This is a genomic window from Streptomyces sp. RLA012 (assembly GCF_056270325.1).
Window position 1 is genome coordinate 4,649,381 of record NZ_JBWDPA010000002.1, and the last position, 24,129, is coordinate 4,673,509.

At 70.2% G+C, this 24,129-nt stretch carries 22 protein-coding genes; 6 read left to right on the forward strand and 16 right to left on the reverse strand.

The window, feature by feature from the left end; all coding sequences use genetic code 11:
• The first annotated feature begins 383 nt into the window (after positions 1-383).
• Positions 384-716 (forward strand): WhiB family transcriptional regulator, encoded by a 333-nt coding sequence (locus tag RV986_RS20955; RefSeq protein ID WP_060901471.1) that lies wholly within the window; start codon positions 384-386, stop codon positions 714-716.
• A 229-nt stretch (positions 717-945) separates the two neighbouring features.
• Here the strand turns inward: RV986_RS20955 and RV986_RS20960 are convergent, their stop codons facing one another.
• Entirely contained in the window at positions 946-1,842 is an 897-nt protein-coding gene (locus tag RV986_RS20960; protein WP_475918886.1) for a LysR family transcriptional regulator, read from the reverse strand.
• Positions 1,843-1,921: 79 nt separating this feature from the next.
• On the opposite strand from RV986_RS20960, the gene RV986_RS20965 reads away from it, so the two are divergent.
• The 3 genes from RV986_RS20965 to RV986_RS20975 all read left to right on the forward strand — a co-directional run bounded on the left by RV986_RS20965 (position 1,922) and on the right by RV986_RS20975 (position 4,380).
• The gene (locus RV986_RS20965; RefSeq protein ID WP_475918887.1) at positions 1,922-2,590 is read left to right on the forward strand and encodes an MOSC domain-containing protein; all 669 of its coding nucleotides are present in this window, start codon (positions 1,922-1,924) and stop codon (positions 2,588-2,590) included.
• A 226-nt stretch (positions 2,591-2,816) separates the two neighbouring features.
• Positions 2,817-3,590 (forward strand): SDR family NAD(P)-dependent oxidoreductase, encoded by a 774-nt coding sequence (locus tag RV986_RS20970; RefSeq protein ID WP_475918888.1) that lies wholly within the window; start codon positions 2,817-2,819, stop codon positions 3,588-3,590.
• Positions 3,591-3,672: 82 nt separating this feature from the next.
• Positions 3,673-4,380 (forward strand): ester cyclase, encoded by a 708-nt coding sequence (locus RV986_RS20975; RefSeq protein WP_475918889.1) that lies wholly within the window; start codon positions 3,673-3,675, stop codon positions 4,378-4,380.
• 197 nt (positions 4,381-4,577) lie between these two features.
• Here RV986_RS20975 and groL read toward each other — a convergent pair whose 3' ends face one another.
• The 4 genes from groL to RV986_RS20995 all read right to left on the reverse strand — a co-directional run bounded on the left by groL (position 4,578) and on the right by RV986_RS20995 (position 8,698).
• Complete coding sequence (gene groL, locus RV986_RS20980; RefSeq protein ID WP_475918890.1) at positions 4,578-6,200, reverse strand: chaperonin GroEL; 1,623 nt, start codon at positions 6,198-6,200, stop codon at positions 4,578-4,580.
• A gap of 139 nt (positions 6,201-6,339) precedes the next feature.
• The gene (groES, locus tag RV986_RS20985; protein ID WP_060901476.1) at positions 6,340-6,648 is read right to left on the reverse strand and encodes a co-chaperone GroES; all 309 of its coding nucleotides are present in this window, start codon (positions 6,646-6,648) and stop codon (positions 6,340-6,342) included.
• A 347-nt stretch (positions 6,649-6,995) separates the two neighbouring features.
• Positions 6,996-7,775 carry a polysaccharide deacetylase family protein gene (locus RV986_RS20990; protein WP_475918891.1) on the reverse strand — a complete coding sequence of 260 codons (780 nt, stop codon included), beginning with the start codon at positions 7,773-7,775 and terminating at the stop codon, positions 6,996-6,998.
• A complete protein-coding gene (locus tag RV986_RS20995) occupies positions 7,772-8,698 on the reverse strand; it encodes a polysaccharide deacetylase family protein (RefSeq protein ID WP_475918892.1) in 927 nt (308 codons plus the stop codon). The genes RV986_RS20990 and RV986_RS20995 overlap by 4 nt, the downstream gene beginning before the upstream one ends.
• Positions 8,699-8,808: 110 nt before the next feature.
• On the opposite strand from RV986_RS20995, the gene RV986_RS21000 reads away from it, so the two are divergent.
• Positions 8,809-10,044, forward strand: a complete 1,236-nt coding sequence (locus RV986_RS21000; RefSeq protein ID WP_475918893.1) for a THUMP-like domain-containing protein — start codon at positions 8,809-8,811, stop codon at positions 10,042-10,044.
• 118 nt (positions 10,045-10,162) lie between these two features.
• Here RV986_RS21000 and RV986_RS21005 read toward each other — a convergent pair whose 3' ends face one another.
• From RV986_RS21005 to RV986_RS21020, 4 genes are all read right to left on the reverse strand, one after another.
• Positions 10,163-11,458: an RNA polymerase sigma factor gene (locus RV986_RS21005; RefSeq protein WP_475924361.1), complete on the reverse strand. Its 1,296-nt coding sequence runs from the start codon at positions 11,456-11,458 to the stop codon at positions 10,163-10,165.
• Between the two features lie 160 nt (positions 11,459-11,618).
• Positions 11,619-11,975, reverse strand: coding sequence for a YciI family protein (locus RV986_RS21010; RefSeq protein WP_475918894.1), 357 nt, complete (start codon positions 11,973-11,975; stop codon positions 11,619-11,621).
• A gap of 143 nt (positions 11,976-12,118) precedes the next feature.
• Positions 12,119-12,697, reverse strand: coding sequence for a Uma2 family endonuclease (locus RV986_RS21015; protein ID WP_475918895.1), 579 nt, complete (start codon positions 12,695-12,697; stop codon positions 12,119-12,121).
• Between the two features lie 59 nt (positions 12,698-12,756).
• Positions 12,757-13,629 carry a hypothetical protein gene (locus RV986_RS21020; protein ID WP_475918896.1) on the reverse strand — a complete coding sequence of 291 codons (873 nt, stop codon included), beginning with the start codon at positions 13,627-13,629 and terminating at the stop codon, positions 12,757-12,759.
• A gap of 318 nt (positions 13,630-13,947) precedes the next feature.
• Here RV986_RS21020 and RV986_RS21025 point away from each other — a divergent pair, with 318 nt between their 5' ends.
• A complete protein-coding gene (locus RV986_RS21025) occupies positions 13,948-14,571 on the forward strand; it encodes a class I SAM-dependent methyltransferase (RefSeq protein WP_475918897.1) in 624 nt (207 codons plus the stop codon).
• On the opposite strand, the gene RV986_RS21030 is transcribed toward RV986_RS21025, so the two are convergent.
• The 7 genes from RV986_RS21030 to RV986_RS21060 form a co-directional block, all read right to left on the reverse strand.
• Complete coding sequence (locus RV986_RS21030) at positions 14,564-15,562, reverse strand: LCP family protein (RefSeq protein ID WP_475924362.1); 999 nt, start codon at positions 15,560-15,562, stop codon at positions 14,564-14,566. The two genes, RV986_RS21025 and RV986_RS21030, sit on opposite strands and share 8 nt — an antisense overlap.
• Positions 15,563-15,764: 202 nt before the next feature.
• Entirely contained in the window at positions 15,765-17,135 is a 1,371-nt protein-coding gene (locus RV986_RS21035; RefSeq protein ID WP_475918898.1) for a glycoside hydrolase family 10 protein, read from the reverse strand.
• A 100-nt stretch (positions 17,136-17,235) separates the two neighbouring features.
• A complete protein-coding gene (locus RV986_RS21040; protein WP_475918899.1) occupies positions 17,236-18,285 on the reverse strand; it encodes a LacI family DNA-binding transcriptional regulator in 1,050 nt (349 codons plus the stop codon).
• A gap of 174 nt (positions 18,286-18,459) precedes the next feature.
• The gene (locus tag RV986_RS21045) at positions 18,460-20,688 is read right to left on the reverse strand and encodes a beta-xylosidase/alpha-l-arabinosidase (protein WP_475918900.1); all 2,229 of its coding nucleotides are present in this window, start codon (positions 20,686-20,688) and stop codon (positions 18,460-18,462) included.
• Between the two features lie 42 nt (positions 20,689-20,730).
• Entirely contained in the window at positions 20,731-21,495 is a 765-nt protein-coding gene (locus tag RV986_RS21050) for a carbohydrate ABC transporter permease (RefSeq protein WP_475924363.1), read from the reverse strand.
• Positions 21,496-21,623: 128 nt separating this feature from the next.
• Positions 21,624-22,640, reverse strand: a complete 1,017-nt coding sequence (locus RV986_RS21055; protein WP_475918901.1) for a carbohydrate ABC transporter permease — start codon at positions 22,638-22,640, stop codon at positions 21,624-21,626.
• Positions 22,641-22,649: 9 nt separating this feature from the next.
• Entirely contained in the window at positions 22,650-23,960 is a 1,311-nt protein-coding gene (locus tag RV986_RS21060) for an extracellular solute-binding protein (RefSeq protein ID WP_475918902.1), read from the reverse strand.
• Between the last annotated feature and the right edge of the window lie 169 nt (positions 23,961-24,129).

The window sequence follows — 24,129 nt, forward strand, 5'->3', positions numbered from 1 at the left end:
CTCCGCAGCTGATGCGCGTCACCTTGAGCCTCCAGGCTGGTACGAATCGTCACCTGTGCGGTCGACACTCGCCGACGGAAACTGCCGTCTGCCCGAGCGCTTGTTCCTTCGACCGCCACCGCACTCTCAACGATGGTCACTCGAAAGAGTTACGGGGCAGTCGGTCGTCTTCGGCACTCTACGTGAGGGTGCGGACACGGTGCAGACATGCGCAACGGACCCTCAATCTTTCATCACAACGTATGCCCCATTCAGCCTGTTTTCTTCCCATTTGTTGGTGTCTGCGGCTAGATTCGCAATGAGTCATATTTTCATCTCCTTAGATCGTAGATGTACGGTCGGTGGGCACAGAGCAGCCCAGAACGGCAACAAGGGGACACGCAATGGCAGATTTCTCCCGCCTTCCCGGTCCGAACGCGGACCTCTGGGACTGGCAGCTCCTCGCGGCCTGCCGCGGGGTCGACAGCTCGCTCTTCTTCCACCCGGAGGGTGAGCGCGGTGCGGCACGGAGCGCTCGCGAGAACTCGGCCAAAGAGGTCTGCATGAGATGCCCGGTACGCGCCCAGTGCGCGGCGCACGCACTGGCGGTGCGCGAGCCGTACGGCGTATGGGGCGGCCTGACCGAGGACGAGCGCGAAGAGCTCATGGGGCGGGCGCGCAACCGGCTGGTGGCGGCGTCGACCACCGGGAGCGGCGATCCCGCTTCGAACAACTGAAGGAACGTTTCTGCATTCCAGTCCGCAATCGGGTCCCAGGTCCGCAATCGGGTCCCAGGTCCGCAATCGGGCCCCAGGTCCGCAATCGGGCCCCAGGTCCACAGTCGAGCACGCGCCCGCATGCCCCTGCTTTGTGGCGGCGTCGACCCTTTTGACGGCGTCGACGGACCCTCCTTCGCGGCCTCGACGGACCCTTCCTTGCGGCGTCGACGGCCCCTTCGTCGCGGCGTCAGCGGGCCGCGGCCCGTGCCAGCTGGTCGAGCGTCGCCGCCACCGCCGGCACCTGGGCCAGGTCCGGCAGCGTGAGCGCGACGATCTCCCGCCGCACCGGCGGCTCCACGGTCACGGTCCGTGCACCCTTGGGGCGTACGGACTCGATGGCGAGCTCCGGCAGCACCGCGACCCCGAGGCCCGCCCCGACCAGCCCGACGACGGCCGGGTAGTCGTCGGTGGCGAAATCGATGCGGGGCGCGAAACCCGCGGCACGGCAGACCTCGACCAGTTGTCCCCGGCAGCGCGGACAGCCCGCGATCCACGGCTCGTCGGCGAGTTCGGCGATCGCGACCGACCCGGCCCGGGCCAGCCGGTGCCCCTCCGGGACCAGCCCGACGAGCCGGTCCCGCAGCAGGGGCCGTACGACGAGGTCGTCCCACTCCTCGACACCCGCCGCGCCCTCGTAACGGAACGCGAGCGCGATGTCGCAGTCCCCGTCCCGGAGCTTCTCGACGGACTCGGGCGGCTCAGCCTCCTCCAGGGAGACCCGGGTGCCGGGGTGCGCGGCGCGCAGGGCGGCGAGCGCCGTGGGAACGAGGGTGGAACTGCCGCTCGGGAACGAGACGAGCCGGACCCGGCCCGCGCGCAGGCCGGCGATCGCGGCGACCTCCTCCTCGGCGGCGGTCAGACCCGCGATGATGCCCGCCGCGTGCCGGACCAGCGCCTCACCCGCCTGGGTGAGGCGCATCTCGCGGCCGGTGCGGATCAGCAGCGGAGTGCCGACGGACGATTCGAGCGCCTTCATCTGCTGGCTGACGGCGGGCTGGGTGCAGCCCAGTTCACGTCCCGCCGCCGAGAAGGAGCCGGTGGCGGCGACGGCACGCAGGACGCGGAGATGACGGGCCTCGATCACCTTTTGAGCATAAGTGAATCTTGGATACGGCAGCGAATATCGCGTCGACGCTTTGACCCGGTATCGCTAGCGTGCTGTCATGCAGCTTCTGTCCTTGAACATCGGCGGCCCGCGGGCCGTCCCCTACACGGACCACCCCGAGGGTGTGACCGGCATCGGCAAGCGGCCGGTGGACGGGCCGGTGCGGGTGGCGGCGCCCGGGCCCAAGGGGGTCGGCGCGAGCGGTCTGGCCGGAGACACGGTGTGCGACCTGCGCCATCACGGCGGGAACGACCAGGCGGTGTACGCGGTCGCCCGCGAGGACCTCGACGACTGGGAGAGCGAGCTCGGCCGGACGCTGGCGAACGGCGCGTTCGGTGAGAACCTCACGACCCAGGGGCTCGACGTGTCCGGCGCGCTGATCGGCGAGCGCTGGCGCGTCGGCTCCGAGGCGGTCCTCGAAGTCACCTGTGGGCGCATCCCCTGCCGTACGTTCCAGGAGCACATCGGCGAGCGGCACTGGGTGAAGCGGTTCACCCGGAAGGGTGCGCCGGGTGCCTATCTGCGGGTGATCGAGCCGGGCGAGATCCGGGCGGGCGCCCCGATCGAGATCGTGTACCGGCCCGACCACGAGGTGACGGTCGCCCTCGCCTTCCTCGCCGCGACGACCGAACGGACACTGCTGCCAAGGCTGTTGGCGGCGGGCGACGCGCTGCACCCGGAGTGGCTGAAGACGGCGGAGAAGTACGTGGCGCGACAGTGCGGTTAGCGGCTGGTTCGGCCCTGGGGCGGACCGGCCTGCTGGTAGCGTGAAGCCTGGATGGCGCGTCGCGAGAACCAAGCATGTGGCGTCCCCTTGTTCCTGTTCTGTATCCGGGCTGGTTTCAACCCGGCTGGTGTTGATCGCAGAAGACCTGTTGAGCCGCTGGCCCACAGGCAGCGTGAGCCAGGAATGTCCTCCCTTCAAGGAGGAGAGGATTCAATAGCCTTGGGCCATGACAACGGCTCTGATTACGGGATCGACCGCGGGCATCGGTGCCGCCTTCGCGCGGCGGCTGGCGGCTGACGGGCACAACCTCGTGCTGGTCGCGCGCGACACCGGGCGGCTGCGCGAGCAGGCGACCGAGCTGCACGACCTGCACCGCATCGAGGCGGAGGTGCTGACCGCCGACCTGGCGACGGACGAGGGCATCGAGGCGGTGGCCGCCCGCCTCTCCGACCGCAAGAACCCGGTCGACCTGCTGATCAACAACGCGGGCTTCGGCAACAAGGGCCGCTATCTGGAAGTGTCGATGGCCGACGAGCTGACCATGCTCAAGGTGCACTGCGAGGCGGTGCTCCGGCTGACGTCGGCGGCGACGGAGGCCATGCGGGAGCGCGGCCGGGGCGGGGTGGTCAATGTCGCCTCGGTGGCCGCGTTCGTGCCGCGCGGCACGTACGGGGCGTCCAAGGCGTGGGTCGTGCAGTTCACGCAGGGCGCGGCGAAGGACCTGGCGGGCAGCGGTGTACGGCTGATGGCGCTCGCCCCCGGTTTCGTCCGCACCGAGTTCCACGAGCGGGCCGGGATGGACACGGACAACATCCCGAACTGGATGTGGCTGGACGCGGACAAGCTGGTCGCGGCGGCGCTCGCGGACCTGTCCCGCGGCAAGTCGCTGTCCATCCCCGACCCCCGCTACAAGGCGCTGATGGGCCTGGTGAAGGTGGCGCCGCGGGGGCTGCTGGGCGGGATCACGTCGAAGACCGGCCGGAAGTACGGCCCCCAGTAGGCCCGCCGTGCGGTGGGTGGTGTCGTCCCTCCGGTGAGAAACTGAGGGTGTTCAACCGGACCCAGGGGCCGGAGGCGACGCCATGACATTCGTACAGCTCATCGACTGCAGGACCAGTCGGTTCGACGAGATGAACCGGCTGATGGACACATGGGTCGAGAAGACCAGGGGCAAGCGGACCGCGACGCACGAGCTGATCGGCAAGGACCGGTCCGACGCGACCCACTTCGTGGAGATCGTGGAGTTTCCCTCCTACGAGGAGGCGATGCGGAACTCGCACCTCCCCGAGACGGACGCGGTCTTCCGGGAGATGGTGGCGCTCTGCGACGAGATGCCGACGTTCACCGACCTGGACGTGGTGCGCGACGAGCGGTTGTACGCGGCCACCGTCCGCAGGTTGTTCGACACGATGGGCACGCGGGGTGAACTGCCACCGCTCAACGGCCTGATGACGGAGGGCTACCACGACCACGATCCCGCCAACGAGCAGGACACCATCGGTCTCGACGCGATGCTGCGCGAGATCGGGATGTGGCGCGGTGGGTTCGACTTCGCGTTCATGGTCGAGGACCAGCTCACCGAGGGCGACCGGGTCTGCACCCGATGGACCTGGAACGGCACCCACAAGGGCGACTTCATGGGGATCCCGGCGACCGGGAAACAGGTCGCCATGACCGGGGTGACCATCTTCCGCTGCCAGGAGGACGGGAAGATCGTCGAGGGCTGGTGGCAGTACGACCGGCTGGGGCTGATGGGGCAGCTCGGGGCGCTGGACGCGCTGGAGCAGTAGGACGAGTACGGGTCGTACCGACTGGAGCGGTGGTACTGGAGCGGCAGTACAGGTCGTACCGATCGGGGCAGTCGTACGGAGTCGTACCGGCTGGAGCGGTGATACGTCGTCATAGCGGCTGAAGCCGTCGCGGTCGTACCGAGTACGGGAGAAGCCCCCGTTCCTTGCGGAACGGGGGCTTCTTCGGAGTACGTGACTCAGTGGGAGTGCCCGTGGCCGTGACCGGCGTCGGCCTCCTCCTCGGCCGGCTTCTCGACGACCAGGGTCTCGGTCGTGAGGAGCAGGGAGGCGATGGAGGCGGCGTTCTCCAGGGCGGAGCGGGTGACCTTGACCGGGTCGATGACGCCGGCCTTGACCAGGTCGCCGTACTCGCCGGTGGCGGCGTTGAAGCCCTGGCCCTTGTCGAGCTCGGCGACCTTGGCGGTGATGACGTAACCCTCCAGGCCGGCGTTCTCGGCGATCCAGCGCAGCGGCTCGACGGCGGCCCTGCGGACGACCGCGACGCCCGTGGCCTCGTCGCCGGTCTTGCCGAGGTTGTCCTCCAGGATCTTCACCGCGTGGACGAGCGCGGAGCCACCACCGGAGACGATGCCCTCCTCGACCGCGGCGCGGGTCGCGGAGATGGCGTCCTCCAGACGGTGCTTCTTCTCCTTGAGCTCGACCTCGGTGGCCGCGCCGACCTTGATCACGCACACGCCGCCGGCCAGCTTCGCGAGGCGCTCCTGGAGCTTCTCGCGGTCCCAGTCGGAGTCGGTGTTCTCGATCTCGGCCTTGATCTGGTTGACGCGACCCACGACGGCGTCGTGGTCGCCGCCACCGTCGACGACGGTGGTGTCGTCCTTGGTGACGGTCACGCGGCGGGCGGTGCCCAGCACGTCCAGACCGACCTGGTCGAGCTTGAGGCCGACCTCCTCGGCGATGACCTGACCACCGGTGAGGGTGGCGAGGTCGCCGAGCATGGCCTTGCGGCGGTCACCGAAGCCGGGGGCCTTCACGGCGACGGCGTTGAACGTGCCGCGGATCTTGTTCACGACCAGGGTCGACAGGGCCTCGCCCTCGACGTCCTCGGCGATGATCAGCAGCGGCTTGGAGGCGTTGGACTGGATGACCTTCTCCAGCAGCGGCAGCAGGTCCTGGATGGAGCTGATCTTGCCCTGGTGGATGAGGATGTACGGGTCGTCGAGGACGGCCTCCATACGCTCCTGGTCGGACACCATGTACGGCGACAGGTAGCCCTTGTCGAAGGCCATGCCCTCGGTGAAGTCCAGCTCCAGACCGAAGGTGTTGGACTCCTCGACGGTGATGACACCGTCCTTGCCGACCTTGTCCATCGCCTCGGCGATGAGCTCGCCGACCTGCGGGTCCTGGGCGGACAGCGCGGCGACGGCGGCGATGTCGGACTTCTCGTCGATCGGGCGCGCGGTGGCGAGGAGCTCGTCGGAGACCGCCCTGACGGCCGCGTCGATGCCCTTCTTCAGCAGCGCCGGGGAGGCACCCGCGGCGACGTTCTTCAGGCCCTCGCGGACGAGCGCCTGGGCCAGCACGGTGGCGGTGGTCGTACCGTCACCCGCGATGTCGTTGGTCTTGGTCGCCACCTCCTTCACCAGCTGGGCGCCGAGGTTCTCGTACGGGTCGTCGAGCTCGACCTCGCGGGCGATGGTGACACCGTCGTTGGTGATGGTGGGTGCGCCGAACTTCTTGTCGATGACGACGTTGCGGCCCTTGGGGCCGATCGTCACCTTGACCGTGTCGGCAAGCTTGTTGACGCCGCGCTCGAGGGCGCGACGGGCGTCCTCGTCGAACTTCAGGATCTTCGCCATGGGAGCGATTCAGCCCTCTCGGAAAACTGGGGTGAACGAACCGCGCCCCCGACGCCCGGCTGGTTATGGTCGCGGGGGCCAGGGGCGCAGTTCACTGCAAAACTGGGTGAAGCGGTGAAGCAAGGTGAAGCCGGGTGAACTACTTCTCGATGATCGCGAGCACGTCGCGAGCCGAGAGGACGAGGTACTCCTCGCCGTTGTACTTCACTTCGGTGCCGCCGTACTTGCTGTAGAGCACGATGTCGCCGGTGCTGACGTCGAGCGGCAGGCGCTCGCCGTTCTCGAAGCGTCCCGGGCCCACGGCGAGGACGACGCCCTCCTGGGGCTTCTCCTTCGCGGTGTCCGGGATGACCAGGCCGGAAGCCGTGGTCTGCTCGGCGTCCAGCGGCTGGACCACTACACGGTCCTCGAGCGGCTTGATGGCAACCTTGGAGCTGGTGGTCGTCACGATCCGACCTCCCCCTTCGGAGATCTCACGGGGTTAACTGTCTGAGGTGGCGACCAGGTGGATCCGTCGTCGCGGGTGCCGGACCTGCCCGTCGCTATTGGCACTCTCCAGGGGGGAGTGCCAGAAGTGAGACTATGACCGCGATTAGCACTCGGTCAAGCGGAGTGCCAAAGGCCTCCGGCGTGGCGTGGGGTTCCGGGCACCCGGCGCGGGTGTCGGCGCGCCCTGGGGGCTGCGCCCCCAGACCCCCCTTCATCGGCCTGGACGGCCTCGCCCTCAAGCGCCGGACGGGCTGATGGGTGCCGGCCCCAGCCGAATGTCATCAGCCGAATGTCATCACCCGAATCTCAGAGGTAGTTCTCCAGACGCGCCGGTGTGAAGCCCTCCGCCTGGATGCGGCGCAGGAGTCTGACCGTCGCCTCCGTGAGGTTGGGTTCGGCGAAGTCGCAGAGGATGTCGCCCGGCCGCAGGCGGTGCGCGTCGGCCGTCCGGCCCAGGACGACGGCCGTGACCCCGCAGTCGGCGGCGGCGTGCAGCGTGGTGGTGTCGTAGGTGCCGTAGGGGGGACGGAAGAGCCGGGGGCGGATGCCGAAGCGGGCCTTGAGCTTCTCCTGCTGGCCGCAGATCTCGGCCCGCTGGCCGGCGTACGGCAGACCGCGCAGCGAGGCGTGGTGAAGGGTGTGGTTCTGCACGCTCGCGCCGACCGTCCGCAGCTGGGCGAAGTGCCCGTACCCCGGCCCGACGACACTGTCCGTGAGAAACATGCTGACCGGCAGCCGCAGTTCACGGACCATGTCGACGAACCGCGGATCGCGCTCGGCACCGTCGTCGTACGTCAGGAAGACCACCTTGTCGCGGGTGGGCACACGGTCCACGACGGGTGCCAGCCCCGGCGCCGCGCCGCGCAGGCCGGGCCGGACGGGCGACTGCGGTGCGGGGGCGAGCGGGGCGGCCAGGCCCCAGTGGCGGTAGGTCGCCGGGCTCGGGCCCCGCGGTTTGGGCCTGCGCACCTCCTGCGCGGCCTTCTTGCCCAGCCGTTCGATCGGGTCGACGGACTGGGCACAGCCGGTGCAGCCGGTCAGGAGCACGGTGGTGAGGACTCCGGCGACCAGCACCCGAGTCCTCACAGGTAGTCCTCCAGCCGTGCCACCGCGTACCCCTTGTCGGTGACCTTCTTCAGGAAGCGGCGGATCATGTCGGGCATGGTGCCGTCCCAGTCCGTCTTTCCGCGGAAGTGGGTGAGGACGATGTCGCCGGGGTGCAGGTCCTGGTCCCAGTCGCGGTACTCCCAGTGGTCGACGAAGACCTCCTCGTCCCAGATGGGCGCGTACTTGATGCCGCAGGACTTGGCGGCGACGAGGGTGTCGCGGTTGTAGTTGCCGTAGGGCGGCCGGAAGAGCTTCGGGCGCTTGCCGAACTGCTTCTCCATCACGTCCTGCATGCCGCAGATCTCTTGCCTCTGCTCCTCGTACGACAGGCCGGGCAGATAGGGGTGGGTGAGGGTGTGGTTGTTGAGGCCGACGCCCCGGTCGCGCATCGTGCGGAAGTACCCGTAGTCGTCCTTGACCAGGTAGTTGCTCAGGAAGGCGGTGTACGGGATCTTGAGGTCGTTCATCATCCGGAGGAACGTCGGGTCCTTCTCGGAGCCGTCGTCGATGGTGAGGAAGACGACCTTGTTCCTGGTCGGGACGGTGGTGAAGACCGGCGGTAGGCCGAGCTCCTCCTGGTCGGTGACCTCGAAGCCTTCGCGGGGCGTGATGACCGGCTTTCTGGCCGGGGCCGGCGGCGCGGACAGCGGGACCTCGGCGAGCCCCCAGTGCTCGGCCGCGGCGACCCGCGCGGCGCGTTCCTCGCGGAGTCTGGTGGCGTACGAGTCGCGGGCACCGGCCGCGGGCGTGTGCGCTGCCTGCTGCCCGGGGGCCGGGTGCGCGGTGTCGGCCTCCTCGTCGCCGCAGCCGGACACGAGGGCGGTGAGGGCGAGGACGGCGACTCCGCCCCATACGCCCGCCCTCTTTGCGTTGTTTTTATAAGTTTGTCGTACTGATCGCATGGTGTCGGATCCTTGCAGGCCACCACCCGTACGGGGCTCCGACACCGCGACCGGGGGCGCACCGTCCACCGAGTGGCCCACACACCCCCGCCCTGGCCGACAATGAGGCGGTGAACGACGTCTCCTTCGCCTCCCTGCTCACCCCCGAGGGCCGTGCCCTGCTCGACGAGGTGCGCGGCACCGAACCGGCCCAGGAGCTGGCCGTCGCCACCCGGCTGCGCCGCGACCATCCGGCCGATCTGGTCTCGGCGGCGCTCGGGCAGGCGCGGCTGCGGCAGCGGGCGGTGGCGAAGTTCGGCGCCGAGGACGCGCGGCGGATGTTCTTCACGGCGAACGGGGTCGAGCAGTCGACCCGGACGACCGTGGCCACCCACCGCGCCGAGCGTCTGCGCACCCTGGGCGTCCGCTCGGTCGCCGATCTGTGCTCCGGGATCGGCGGCGACGCGATCGCGCTGGCCCGCGCCGGGATCCGGGTCCTCGCCGTCGACCGCGACCCGCTGACGGTGGCGGTGGCCCGCGCGAACGCCGAGGCGCTCGGGCTCGCCGGTCTGATCGAGGTGCGCGAGGCGGATGTCAAGGAGGTGGACACGGCCGCGTACGACGCGGTCTTCGTCGATCCGGCGCGACGCGGCGGCCGGGGCCGGATCTTCGACCCGGAGGCGTACTCGCCCCCGCTCTCCTGGGCGATCGCGACGGCTCTGAAGGCCCCGCTCGCCGCCCTGAAGATCGCCCCGGGCATCCCCCACGAGGCGATCCCCGCCGAGGCGGAGGCCGAGTGGATCTCGGACGGCGGGGACGTGAAGGAGGCCGTGCTCTGGTTCGGCACCGAGCCGGGCCTGGTGCGGGCCACCCTGCTGCCCGGCCCGCGCGAACTGCGCGGCCGCGGCCTCCCCGACCCGGCGGTGCGGCCGGTCGGGCGCTATCTGTACGAGCCCGACGGCGCCGTCATCCGCGCCCATCTGGTCGCGGAGGTGGCCGAGGACCTCGGCGGCGGCCTGGTCGACGAGACGATCGCGTATGTCACGGCCGACACACTGCGGCCCACCCCGTACGCCTCCGCGTACGAGATCACCGACCGACTCCCCTTCAACGTGAAGAAGTTGAAGGCGCTGCTGCGGGAGCGGGAGGTCGGGGTGCTGACGGTGAAGAAGCGGGGGTCGGCGGTCGAGCCGGAGGAACTGCGGCGCAAGGTGCTGCCCAAGGCGCAGGGGCCCCACTCGGCGACGGTGTTCATGACGCGGGTCGCGGGGGCGCCGACCATGCTCGTCGGTGCCCCCGCGCGCCCGGCCGCTGCTCCTGCTCCTGCTCCTGCTCCTGCTCCTGCTCCTGCCGGTGGAGCGTCTTGAGCGGGTCCAGGTGCGGGTCGGCGCCGACCCGGCCGGGCCTCGCCACTGTGCCCGGCCGACCGTCGTTCGTCCGCACCGCGAAGGTGCTGCTACGAGTCCGCGGGTGTGCTCGTCCGTGTCACGAACGGCACTCGCGCGCCCTGGCCAGCAGCAGCTCCCGCTCCCGTCCGTTCCGCGCCAGCCCGGCCGCCCGTACGAACTCCTCGTGCGCCTCCGCCGTACGCCCCAGCCGGGCCAGCAGATCCCCCCGCACGCTGGGCAGCAGGTGGTAGTCGCGCAGCGCGGATTCGGCGGCGAGGACGTCGACGATCTCCAGGGCCGGGGCGGGCCCCTCCGCCATCGACACGGCGACCGCCCGGTTGAGCTCGACGACCGGCGACGGGGTGCGGGCGGCGAGCAGGGCGTACAGGGTGGCGATCCTCGGCCAGTCGGTCTCCTCGTAGGAGTGGGCGAGCGCGTGACAGGCGGCGATGGTCGCCTGGAGGACGTACGGGCCCGGGGCGCCGGTGGCGGTGGCGTCGGCGCGGTCGAGGGCGGTGATGCCGCGGGCGATGAGCATGCGGTTCCAGCGGCCGCGGTTCTGGTCCTTGAGCAGCACGGGCTCGCCGTTGCGGCCGGTGCGGGTGGCGGCGCGGGACGTCTGGAACTCCAGGAGCGAGGTCAGGCCGTGGACCTCCGGTTCCTTCGGCATCAGGCCCGACAGCACACGGGCCAGCCGCAGGGCGTCCTCGCACAGGCCCGGGCGCAGCCAGTCGTCACCGACGGTGGCGACGTACCCCTCGTTGAAGATCAGGTAGATGACGTCGAGGACGGAGCCGAGGCGGGCCGCGCGGTCGGGGCCGTACGGCACCTCGAAGGCCACGTTCTTCGTCGCCAGGGTCCGCTTCGCGCGCACGATGCGCTGGGCGACGGTCGCCTCCGGGACGAGAAAGGCGCGGGCGATCTCGGGGGTGGTCAGACCGCCGAGCAGGCGCAGCGTGAGGGCGATCCGGGCCTCGGCGGACAGGGCGGGGTGACAAGCGGTGAAGACGAGCCGCAGCAGGTCGTCGTCGATGTCGTCCGGGTCGGAGGGTTCGTCGAGGTGGTGAGGGGCGGTCACCGAAAGGTCCCGCCCCACCTCCTCCAGCTTGCGCGCGTACTGCTCCCGGCGGCGTACGAGATCGATTCCACGACGTCTGGCCGTGGTCGTCAGCCAGGCGCCCGGGTTGTCCGGGACGCCGTCCCGCGGCCACTGCTCCAGCGCCGCGACCAGGGCGTCCTGCGCGAGCTCCTCGGCGATGCCGACGTCGCGGACGATGCGGGAGACGGCGGCGATGATGCGGGGCGACTCGATGCGGAAGATCGTCTCGACGGCTTCGACGGCTTCGGCTGCCTCGCCGGCTTCGACGGCACCTCGGGTGGCCCCGGACGCGATGGGCGTGACAGGTGCGACGGGTGCGATGGGTGCGACGGGTGCGATGGGTGTGACGGCGGGCTGTTGCTCTTCCACAGCCCACCATCAGACACCCGCGGCGGCCGTGGGCCAAGGAGCCGCTAGGTGTATTGACCCGCAGCGTTGTCGTTGTTCACAGGTCCTAGCCCTCCGCGATCTCCCGCACCTCGCAGGTCACCGTCCAGTGCTCCTCGTGCACCTTCAGGAACCGCTTGGTCCACTCCAGGGCCTCGGCCATGTCCTTGCACTGCATGAGCGCGTAGCCGCCGACGACCTCCTTGGACTCGGTGAAGGGCCCGTCGGTGACGGACAGTTCCCCGCCCGCCCAGTGCACCCGCTTGCCCTGGGCGGACGGCGTCAGACCGGCGGTGTCGAGCATGACCCCCGCCTTGGTGATCTCCTCGATCAGCTCGCCCATCCGCTGCATCAGCTCGGGGCTGGGGCCCTCGGCGGGCGCGGTGCTCTCGTCGATCTGGACCAGCGACAGATAGCGCGGCATGGTGACTCCTCGTGTCCGTGGTGCCTCGGAGGCGGAGCTTCTCCCTGCCTCTCACCCGTGCGTCGAACGGGAGACACCGGTTTCGACACCGTCCCCGGATTTCTCTGGATTTTTTTCTCCCGGCGGGGTGAGGCGGCTACGGCTCAGCCGGCGAAGTCCTTGAGCTTCTGCGTCTCCAGCGTGAACCCGACCGGATCCGGCAGCTCGATCACCGCTCCGAACGCCCGGGTGGTGAGCGAGCGGTAGACGCCGCCCTCGGGGTCGCAGTGCACGGTCACGCTGTCCGTGTCCCGGTCGACGAGGAGGTAGACGGGGATGCCGGCGGCCGCGTATCCGTCGGGCTTCTCGATCCGGTCACGCCGGTCGGCGTCCCGGTCGTGCGAGGTGACCTCGACGACCATCAGGACGCCCGCGGGCTCGGCCCACTCGCCCATTCCGGTGAAATACTCCTCGGGCGCCAAGACCCCGTCCGGCTTGGCTCGCCCCTTGCGGTAGGCCTCCACCTTCAGCCCTTGTTCCGGATAGAGGAACAGCTCAGGCCGGTGCTGCATGCATCGCTTGAGAAGCCAGGCGACGATCTCGCCGTGATTGCCGTCCGGCACGGGCTTGACCACGACCTTTCCGTTGATGAACTCCAGCCGCACAAGCTCGGGCGCGTTGCAGGCGAGCTCCTCGAATTCCTCGACGAGCATCTGGGGCCGGTCGGCAGTGCTGGGGGTCATGGCGTCGCCTCCTCCCCTCCATCCTGCCCCGGTCACGGGCGGACCGTGCTGCAAGGTCGTCATGTGCCTGCTCCCTTCTCCGTTTTCTCCACGCGGGTCCCGGTACGCAGGACGGCGCGCAGCCGTCCGGCATGGGCGCGCACCTCATCGGCCGCGAGGGTCGGCCGCCCGCCCCAGCACCCCCCGCACAACCCGCCCCGCAGCTCGTCACCGTCCCCGCCCGGCTCCCCGCACGCCGTGCACACCACCTCGTACCGGGGCGCCGGTGACTGTGGCCGCGGCTCAGGCGGCGGGGGCAGTTTGGCGAGGAGCCGGGCGCGTACGAAGGCGTACGCGTGTGCCACGTGCTCCGGGAGCCCCGCCGTCAGCGCCTGGAAGAGCTGTGCCTCACCCGCGCCCCGCGCGAACCACTCGGCGGCCTCCTCCTCCAGCGCCGCGCACTCCCCCGCCGACAGCGTCAGCCTGGCGTCGATACGGCCGAGCCGGGCCAGCGCGCCGTACGCCGTCGAGCGCGCCACCTGCGCCACGGGCTGCTCGGTCACCGGCGTCCGCCCGGCGAGGAAGGCGTTCCACCAGGCGTCGTCGTGCGCGGTGCGCGAGAAGAAGGTGTGCCAGACCCAGCGGGGGCAGCCGTCGACGGTGACGGGGCGGCGTACGCGGCGCAGATGGCCCGCCGCGGACAGGTTGTTGAGGGCGGTGGCGAGGGCGCACTGGCCGTACGGGAGGTGCTTGGCGAGGGTCTTGATGGAGAGGTCCGACTCGTCGGCGAGCCGGTCGATGTACGTCGCGATCGATGCCTCGCGGGTGGGCAGATGCGCGAAGTCGCGACCCGTACGGGGGGTTTGATCCGGCGCCGACCGTTTTCCGTAGCCCGGATTGGCCAGGGGATGGGCGGAGGGGCGCGGGGCAGCACTAAGCTGGGCGACAGCCATGAGTCGAAACTCTTCTTTCGGTCTCGGTGGTCAGACCCCCGCGCGGTGCTGTGAACACCCACGGGGGTCGATGCTTTCCCGGCGCACGCTACACGTCCGCCACGCTCCGCCGCGACCCGATCACGAAAAGTCATCACCCCTGGCCGGGGCGGCACTTGGGCCGCCGGACAGGGAGGGTGGGTGGGTAGGGCCTCCCACCCAATCCATACAAAAGCGTCTCGAATCCCGACCCCCGAAGCTCAAGTCCCGGCGAACGGGGCGCAGACGTGCTCGCGGAAGCGCGGGGCTGACCCGGGGTCCGGGTGGGCAGGTTCCCGTATGCCCTTCGACCACAACGACCACTACCACCGGATGCTGCTGCGGAAGGTGCCGAAGCACGGGCACATCGCCCTCGACGTCGGCTGTGGCACCGGGGGTTTCGCGCGGCGGCTCGCGGCGCGGGGCTATGAGGTCGACGCCGTCGATCCGTCGGCCGAGGTGATCGCCGCGGCGCGGCGGATCGGCGGTGGCCCCCGGTTCCGGCACACGGACGCCGCCTCCGCCGGGCTGCCGAAGGGGCACTACGACGTCATCACCTGTCTGGCGAGCCTGCACCACATGCCGTTCGGCACGGTGACCAGGTTCCGTGACGCGCTCGCGCCCGGCGGCGTGCTGCTGGTGCTGGGCTGCTACGCGGGGATCACCTGGTGGGACCTCGCGGCCGTGCCCGCCAATGCCGTGGCACGGGCGGGGGTGTCCGTGGGTGAGCGGCTGCGCGGGAACTCGGCTGTGCCGATCCGGGCGCCGGTGCGCGAGCCGCGGATGGCACTGGCGGACGTCCGGAGCGAAGCGGACCGGCTGCTGCCCGGCTCCCGCGTCCGCCAACTCCTCTACTGGCGCTACCTGTTGACGTACCGGGTCGGCGGAGTCGAGCGGGGCGACCGGGTCGACCCGCTCACTTGAGCGAGGCCCACAGGTCGCCCGCCTCCGGCTCCTCGGCCACCACCCGGTTGGGGTTCGACGGAGCCGTCACCACCGGCATGGTGATCGTCCTGACCTGGTCGGAGGAGAGGGACTTCAGACTCTGGCCGAGCTTCATCAGTTCGCCCAGCGAGTCGAGACCCGTGTCCGTGGTGAGGCTGCCGGTGACCGCGTCGGCGACCTGGTAGAGCTTGGCGGGGTCGGTCAGCAGGGACGTCGACGCCATCTGTTCCAGCAGCGCCTTCACGAGGTTCTGCTGCAGGCCTATGCGGCCGAGGTCGCTGCCGTCGCCTATGCCGTGCCGGGTACGGGCCAGCGCCAGCGCCTGGGTGCCGTTCAGGTGGTGCGTGCCCGCCTTCAGATGCAGATGACTCTGGTCGTCGTCGATGTCCTGGTCCGTCGTCACGGTGACACCGCCGAGCGCGTTCACCAGCTTCGCGAAGCCCGAGAAGTCGATCTCCAGATAGTGGTCCATGCGGACGTCGGTGAGGGACTCGACGGTCTTCACCGCGCAGACCGGACCGCCCACCGCGTACGCGCTGTTGAACATCGCCTCGTACGCCACCGAGGTCGTCCCGCCGGACGGGGTCGGGCACGACGGACGGGTCACCAGGGTGTCCCGGGGGATGCTCACCACCGTCGCCTCGGTGCGGCCCTCGTCGATGTGGACGACCATCGCCGTGTCGGAGCGGGCACCCGAGCTGTCACCGCCCCCGAGCGCGGCGTTCGCCTCCCCGCTGCGCGAGTCGGAGCCGAGGACCAGGATGTTCAGGGCGCCGCTCGGCAGCGGGGCGGCGGACGCGGAGGCGGACGCCGACGGGGCCGACACCGCCTTCGCCGGACGGTCGTCGCCCAGTGCGCTGTTGATGTCCACGCTCTTGATGTTGTCGTTCAGATGTGAGTAGACCCAGCCCGCCCCCGCCACGGAGAGCACGAGGACGCCGGCGAGCGTGATGCCGGCGGCTTTCAGCAGACCTCTCCGCCGTCCGGTACGTCTCGCGGCGCCCTCGCTCCCGTCTCCGCTCTCGACCCCGTTCCCGTCCCCGCGCCCGGCCCCACGTCCGCCCCCGCGCTCCTCTTCTGCAGTCACGCGGAGGAACGTAAGTCCGAATTATTACGAGCAGGAACCTCTTCTGGGGTTTCCTTCGGAAAATCTCAGACTTCTCACGCCACCCTCAGCCCAGGGTCACCGTGGGCACCGGATTGCTCCCGCTCCATGACGCGTTGAACCCGAACGTCACTGATCCGCCGTTCGGTACCGTTCCGTTGTAGGAGGCGTTCGCGCACGTCACCGCCGCACCGGACTGGGTGCAGTCGGCGTTCCAGGCCTGGGTGATCCGCTGACCCGCGCCGTAGCTCCAGCTCACCCTCCAGGACGACAGCGCGGCCCCGGAACAGGCGATCCGCACCTGCCCCGTGAACCCCGTGTTCCACTGGCTCTGGACGCCGTACGTCGCCGTGCAGGCACCCGTGGGCGGTGGCGTCGAGGTGCCGCCCAGCGAGCCCGCGATCGCGTAGTACGCCGGTTTCGGCAGGTAGTTCTCGTCGTACGGGGTCGCCGCGCCGTAGCCCGAGAAGACGTCCGGGATCCAGGAGTCGGAGTCGGTGAAGCCCCAGACGGTGACGCCGTAGCACCGGGACACCGCCACGCACGCGTCGAACACCGCCTTGTAGTCGGCGGCCTGCTGCGTCAGCTTCGCGCTGTCGGACGGGAGTTGCATACGGATGTCCAGCTCGGTGATCGCCACGTCGACGCCGAGGTCGGCGAAGCGCTGGATGTTCTGCTGGAGCGTGGACGGCACCTGGCCGAGGATGAGGTGGGCCTGGAGACCGACCCCGTCGATCGGGACGCCGCGCTCCTTCAGCGACTTGACCAGGTTGTAGAGGGCGGTGCTCTTGGCGCCCACACCCTCGACGTTGTAGTCGTTGATGTAGAGCTTGGCGCTCGGGTCGGCCGCGCGCGCCCAGGTCAGGGCCTGGGCGATGTAGTCGGAGCCGAGGCCGTTGTACCAGAGGGTGGAGCGGTAGGTGCCGTCCTCGTTGAAGGGCTCGTTCACCACGTCCCAGGCGGCCAGCTTGCCCTTGTAGCGGGTGACCTCGGTGCTGATGTGGTCCTGGAGCAGCGCGCTGAGCTGGGCGGACGTCCAGGTGCCGCTCGTCAGCCAGCTCGGGTTCTGGCTGTGCCAGACCAGGGTGTGCCCGCGCACCTGCTGGTTGTGGGCCTGCGCGAAGGCGACGATCTGGTCGGCCTCGGCCCAGTTGTAGGTGCCCCGGGTGGGCTCGACGGTCCCCCACTTCATGGCGTTGCCGGGGGTGAGCGAGTTGAACTGGGCCCCGGCGATGTCGCCGTACGTCCCCGTCAGCTTGGACCCGGTGACGGCGGTGCCGATGACCTTGCCCTTGGCGGCGGCGAGGTCGCGCAGCGGGGTGTCGGCCGCGTGGGCGGTCGTTGCGACCGCGAGCAGGGCGCCCACCACCGCGCCGCCGGTGAGGAGCGCCGTGAGGCGCGCACGTAAGGAAGTTCGGGAGGTTCGGGAGGTTCTCATTGCGGGTGCCTCCGAAAGTTTCGGTCGTGCAACCGATTGACTTCGGAGAGTGTCGGGCCGTGCGCCCCACTCGTCAATAACAGGAACAGCAATCCGTTCCCTATGCCGGAGGCGCCCCCGTGCTGCTGCGCACCACCAGACTCGTCGCCAGCTCCACCCTGGTTCCCGCCGCCGGCCGCTCCTCGCGCCCCAGCTCCAGCACCAGCCTGGCCGCCGCCTCCGCCATCTCCGTCAGCGGCTGTCGTACGGTCGTCAGCGGCGGCCCGACCCAGCGCGCCACCGGCAGATCGTCGAACCCCACCACGCTCAGGTCCTCCGGGATGCGCAGCCCCAGCTCGCGGGCGGCCTCGTACAGGCCGAGCGCCTGGAGGTCGTTGCCGGTGAAGACGGCGGTCGGGCGGTCGGGGCGGCGCAGCAGGTCCAGGCCCAGCCGGTAGCCGTCCTCGTGGTGGAAGTTCCCGACCGTGATCAGCTCCGGGTCCACCGGCAGCCCGGCCGTCTCCAGCGCCGCCCGGTATCCGTCGACCCGGGCACGGCTGCACATCATCCGCGAGGGCCCGCTGATCGCGCCGATCCGCCGGTGGCCCAGGTCGACGAGATGGCGGGTCGCGGCCAGCCCGCCGTGCCAGTTGGTGGCGCCGATGGACGGTACGTCGTCGCCGGGGTCGCCCGCCGGGTCCATCACCACGAACGGGATGGACCTGCTGGTCAGCAGCGCGCGCTGGGACTCGTCCAGCCGGGACAGGACGAGGATCACACCGTGCGGGCGACGGGCGGCGACCTGGTCGGCCCAGGTCCGCCCGGGGGTCAGCCGCCCCGCGCTCTCGGACAGCACGACGCTCAGTCCCTGGTCCCGTGCCACGTTCTCGACACCCCGGATGACCTCCATCGCCCAGGCGCTCTCCAGCTCGTGGAAGACGAGGTCGACGAGGGGCGAGCGGGTCGCCTCGGCCCGGCGGCGCCGGTAGCCGTACGCGCGCAGCAGCTCCTCGACCCGGGTGCGGGTGGCCGGGGCGACGTCGGCCCGGCCGTTGAGCACCTTCGAAACAGTCGGAGCGGAGACGCCGGCCTCGCGGGCGATCTCGGCGAGGGTCGCGGTCCCCGACAACCGGTCCGCCGTCCGCTTTTCCACGGGCTTCGAGGGAGTCATGCGCGCGATGGTATCCCCGGGTGCCCGCTCGGCGACCCCTCTCCGACCTCGGCGAGGTCCGCAACATTCGAAAACTGGCAGGAAATATTCGGCGTCAGCGGGGAGGAACAGCTCCTTCGTCAGCGGGAAGCGTCAGTCGGAAGGGTCAGCAGGAAGCGTCGGCAGGAAAGGCGGCTACTTCACCCGCACCTCGCACCGCATCCGCCGCTCCCGCCCCACCACCCGCTCGGGCCCGGTCAGTGTCACCGGCACCGCATACCGCACCTCGCCCTCGGCGCTGGACGCCCCCAACCGCAGTTCCAGCGCGCCCGGTTCGACGATCCGGTCGCCGTCCGGGCCGGTGTACGCGGCCAGGTCCGCCGGGACCGTGAAGTGCACCTCCGCCGACGCTCCCGCCTCCAGCGGCACCCGCGCGTAGCCCACCAGCCGGGCCACCGGGCGGGCCACCTTGCCGACCGGGTCGTGGAGATAGAGCTGCACGACCTCGGTGCCGGCCCGCTCCCCCGTGTTGCGGACGGTCAGCCGCAGGGTCGTCTCGCCGTCCGTCGGGAACGCGGCGTCGTCGACCGACGGCGCCTGCCAGTCGTACGTCGTGTACGACAGCCCGTGCCCGAAGGGGAACAGCGGTGTCGGGTCGAGGTTGCTGGCCTCGCCGCGTTGTCCGAGCGGCGGGGCGAGATACGTCCACGGCTGCCCGGCCCGGTCGCGCGGCACGCTCACCGGAAGCCGCCCGGACGGGTTCACCCGCCCGGACAGCACCCCGGCCACCGCGGGACCCCCCTCCTGTCCCGCGAAGAACGCCTGCACCACCGCCGCGCACCGGTCCGCCCAGCGCCCGAGCGCGTACGGCCGCCCCGAGAGCAGCACCAGCACGACCGGTGTCCCGGAGGCCAGCGCCTTGTCCACCAACTCCCCCTGCCCCTCGGGCAGTTCGAGATCGGCCGCGTCGCAGCCCTCGCCCGAGGTGCCCCGCCCGAACAGCCCCGAGCGGTCGCCGACCGCGACCACGCACACCTCCGCCGCCACCGGATCGTCGGTGAACTCCACGTCCGGCAGCTCGGCGCGCAGCGCCTCCAGCAGCGTCGGCACGTCCACCCCCATCTCGACCTCGGGGTGGTCGAGGAGGACATGGCGGGGGAAGGTGTAGCAGCCGAGCATGGCCGCGGGATCGTCGGCGAGCGGACCGAGCACGGCGACCCGCCGCACTCCGGGCGCCAGCGGCAACGTACCGCCGTTGGCCAGCAGGACGACCGACTCCTCGGCCAGCTGCCGGGCCAGCGCCCGCATGTGCGGCGGATCGAGATCGACGGGTCCGGAGTCGGCGGACGGCGCCGCCCAGTCCGGATCCAGCAGGCCCAGTTCGCACTTCTGCGTCAGCACCCGCAGCGCGGCCCGGTCCACGAACTCCTCGTCGAGCGGCCCGGAGCCGTAGCAGCGCACGGCGGGCAGTTCGACGTCCACGCCCGCCGCGAGCGCGAGCGCGGCCGCCCCCGCCGGGGAGTCGGTGAGCCCGTGCGCGGTCTCCAGGAAGGACACCCCGAAGTAGTCGGAGACGACCGTGCCGGTGAACTGCCAGTCCTCCCGCAGGAGTTCGGTGAGCAGTCGGCGGTGCGCGTGGGCGGGCAGTCCGTCGAGGTCGTTGTACGAGGCCATCACCGAGCGCGCCCCGCCCTCCCGTACGGCCATCTCGAACGGCGGCAGGATGACGTCCGCGAGTTCACGCGGGCCGAGCGAGGCGGGCGCGTGGTTGCGGGCGCCGCGGGAGGCGGAGTACCCGGCGAGGTGCTTGAGCGTGGCGACGACGCCCGCCGACTCCAGTCCCTGGACGTAGGCGGTGCCGACGGTCGCCACGAGGTAGGGGTCCTCGCCGATGGACTCCTCCGTACGGCCCCAGCGGGGGTCGCGTACGACGTCGAGGACGGGGGCGAGGCCCTGGTGGACGCCGACCGAGCGCATCGAGGCGCCGATCGCCGCCGCCATCTCCTTCACCAGGGCCGGGTCGAAGCTGGCGCCCCAGGCGAGCGGGGTCGGGAAGACCGTCGCCCGCCAGGCGGTGAACCCGGTGAGGCACTCCTCGTGGGCGAGCGCGGGCAGCCGGAAGCGGTTCGCGGAGCGGATGCGTTCCTGGAGGGAGGCGAGACGGGCGGCGCCCTCGGCCGGGTCGACCGGCGCGGTGCCGAAGGGGCGGGTCAGCTGGCCGAGCCCGTGCGGGAGCAGTCGCGTCAGGTCGATGTCCTCGGACAGGGCGTGCTGCAGCGGCGCCTTGTCCCCGCCCGGGGTCTGGTTCGAGCCGGGCCAGACGCTGTAGAGCTGGGCGACCTTCTCTTCCGTGGTCATACGGGCGAGCAGATCGGCGGCGCGGACGCCTGCGGGCAGAGCCGGGTCCTGCCAGGGGTCGGTCATGTAACTCCTCACATCCACAGGGGCATCTGAAGGGGCTGGTGCTCAGCCCTTGGTCGCGCCGAGCGTGATGCCGCCGATCAGCTGCCGTTCGGCGACCGCGTAGAAGGCCAGGGCGGGCGCCATGGCGAGGACCAGGTAGGCGAAGATGCGGGCCAGATCGGAGGCGTACTGGCCCTGGAACTGCTGGATGCCGACGGGGACCGTCCACCAGGTGGGTTCGCTGAAGACGAGCAGGGGGAGCAGGAAGTTGTTCCAGCTGCCCACGATGGCGAGGACGGAGACGGTGCCGAGGGCCGGGCGGGCCAGCGGCAGCAGGATGCGCCAGAAGAAGCCGAACGAGGAGCAGCCGTCGAGGGTGGCGGCCTCCTCCAGTTCGCCGGGGATCTCCCGGAAGAAGCCGCGCAGGATGACGATCGTCATGGGCAGGCCGAACGCGGCCTGGGGCAGGATCACGCCCCAGGGGTTGTCCAGCAGTCCGAAGGTGCGCAGCAGGATGAACAGCGGCAGGATCGCCACCGCGAAGGGGAACATCAGCCCCATCGTGAAGACGGTGAAGAGCACTTCCCTGCCCCGGAAGGCGAACCGGGCGAGCGCGTAGGCGGCGAGCGCCGACGCCCCCACGGTCAGCAGGGCGGTGGCGACCGCGATGAGGGTGCTGCTGCCGACGGACCGCCAGAACGGTCCCGAGCCGAGCAGCGAGGTGTAGTTCGAGGTCACCCAGGGGTGGGGAAGGCCGAAGGTGTTGCTGGAGAGCTGGTCGGTGGACTTGAAGCCGGACACCAGGGCGTACAGCAGTGGGGTCACCATGACCGCGCCGACCAGCCACAGGATCACGTACACGGGCAGCGTGCGCAGCCTGCGACGGCGTACGACACTCTTCGGGACCGTGTTCTTCGGGACCGTGTTGTCCCCGACCGTGTTCTTCACGACCGCGCTCATCGGCCTGCTCGCATGGTGGTGATGGCTCCTTCGGTGTCGCGGCGCAGCACGAAACGCTGGTAGGCGAGGGCGAAGACGAGGCTGATCAGGAACATCGCCACGCTGATCGCGCTGGCGTAGCCCATCTGGTAGCGCTTGAAGCCGTACTGGAACATGCTGATGACCATGGTCTCCGAGTGGTGGTCGGGACCGCCCGCGGAGATCACCCACACCAGGTCGAAGAGCTGGATGGCGCCGATCACGGAAAGGAACACGCTGATCCGCAGGGTCGGCGCGAGCAGCGGGAGCGTGACATGGCGGAAGCGCTGCCAGCTGCCTGCGCCGTCGATGCGTGCCGCCTCGTGCAGCTCCGCCGGGATGCCCTGGAGTCCTGCCAGGTAGAGCATCATGTGGAAGCCGAAGTACTTCCAGGTCATGACCAGGAAGAGGGTGGGCAGGACGGTGTTCTGGCCCGCGAACCAGAGCCCGCCCGGGCCGTCGAGCCCGACCGCGCCGAGGACCTTGTCGGCGAGCCCCTCGCCCGGCGAGAAGATCATGCTGAACAGCACGCCGGTGATGACCTCGGACAGGATGTACGGCGCGAAGAACAGCATCCGGTAGACGGCCCGGCCGCGCAGCTTCTGGTTGAGCAGCACGGCCATGGCGAGCGCGAACGGCAGCTGGAGGACGAGGGAGAAGGCGACGAGCAGGAAGCCGCGCCACAGGTCCCCGAGGAACACCGGGTCGTGGAAGAGCCGGGTGTAGTTGTCGAACCCCACGGAGTCGGTGGGCGAGCCGAATCCGCCCCAGTTGAAGAAGCTGATGTAGAAGGCGTAGCCCATCGGCACGAGGACGAGCATCCCGAACAGGGCGAGCGCCGGGATGGTGAAGACGAAGGCCGCGAACCAGTCGCGCACGCGCCGCAGGGCGGGACGGCGGGGCCCCCCGCCCGGTGAAACGGCCGTCGCACCGGTCGACTTGCCGAGATCGGGCACATACGTCGACGCGGTCGGGGTCGAAGTCGAGTGCGTCATCGCCGGCCGCTAGCTCTTCTCGCTCTTGGCGACCTGGGTCACCGAACGCGTCACCTGCTGCGGGGACTTGGACCCGGCGATGAGCGCGGCGACGCTGTCGTTGATCTCCTGGCCGACGGCGGGGGCGTACGCCTGGTCGAGATAGAGCTGGAAGCCGGTGGCGTTGTTCAGGGCGTCCGCGACGGCGGTGAGGTTGGGGTCGGTCAGGGCGCCGGCCGCGCCCTTGGACACCGGTATCAGGCCCGTGTCCTTGACCAGCGTCTCGGCGAACTCCTTCTCGGCGAAGAACTTCAGGAACTCCACGGCCGCGTCCGGCGCTCCCTTGCGCACCGCGTGGCCGCCGCCCCCGCCGAACACCTCGGTGAGCGCGCCCTTTCCGCCCTCCACGGAGGGGAAGGAGAAGAAGCCGAGGTCGGCGCCGAGTCCCTTGCCTGACGACTTCTCGACGGACGGGGCCCACTGGCCCATCAGTTCCATGGCTGCCTTGCCGTTGCCCATCAGGGCCGCCTGGCCGTTGGGGTCGGAGTAGGCGGCGCCGAGGACGCCCTTCTGGAAGGGCTCCAGGTCGACGAGGTCCTTGAGGTGCTGACCGGCCGTGACGAACCCCTCGCCGGTGAAGTCGGCGTCGGTGGCGGCCTTCTGCATCGCTTCGAGCCCGGCGACGCGCATCGACAGGTACGCCCAGTAGTACATACCGGGCCACTTCTCCTTGCCGGCCAGCGCGATGGGGGTGATCCCGGCGCTCTTCAGGGCCCTGACGGCGTCGAGATAGCCGGACCAGGTGGTGGGCGGGGCGGCGATTTCGGCCTGCTTGAAGAGCGCCTTGTTGTACCAGAAGCCGACCATGCCGATGTCGAACGGGACGGCGTACGTCTTCTTGTCGAACTGGTAGGCCGCCAGCGAGGCGGGCACATAGTCCTTCGTCCAGGAGGCGACCTTGTCGGTCAGGTCCTCGACCAGGCCCGCGTCGATCTGCTGCTTGAGCACACCGCCGCCCCAGGTGTGGAAGATGTCCGGCAGCTTTCCCGAGGTGGTCAGCGCGGTCATCTTCGACTTGTACGCCTCGTTCTCCAGCGTGACGATCTTGATCTTCACGTCCGGATGCGCGGCCTCGAAGTCCTTGGCGCGCTGGGCCCACAGCTTCTTCGCCGGGTCGGTGGTGGTGATGTTCCACCACTCGACCGTGGTCTTGCCCGAGCTGTTCCCGCTGTCGGAGGAGCCGCACGCGCTCAGGGCGGCCGCCCCCAGTCCGGTCGCCGCGGAGGCCGCCAGGAGCCTTCGGCGGGAGAGAGAGGTGTAGGTGTTGCCCAACGCTCGCATCGCACACCTTCCGGAAGGGTGCCGATAATTATCGGCTGAGTGCGCACGGAAATTACGGCCAGGGGACAGGTATGTCAACGCTCCTGACAAATCTGGGAGTTATCGCGATCAGGGGGGTGACGGCAGCCGCGCCCGGCTTTCAGGGGCGCGGGGAACTGCGCGACCGGCC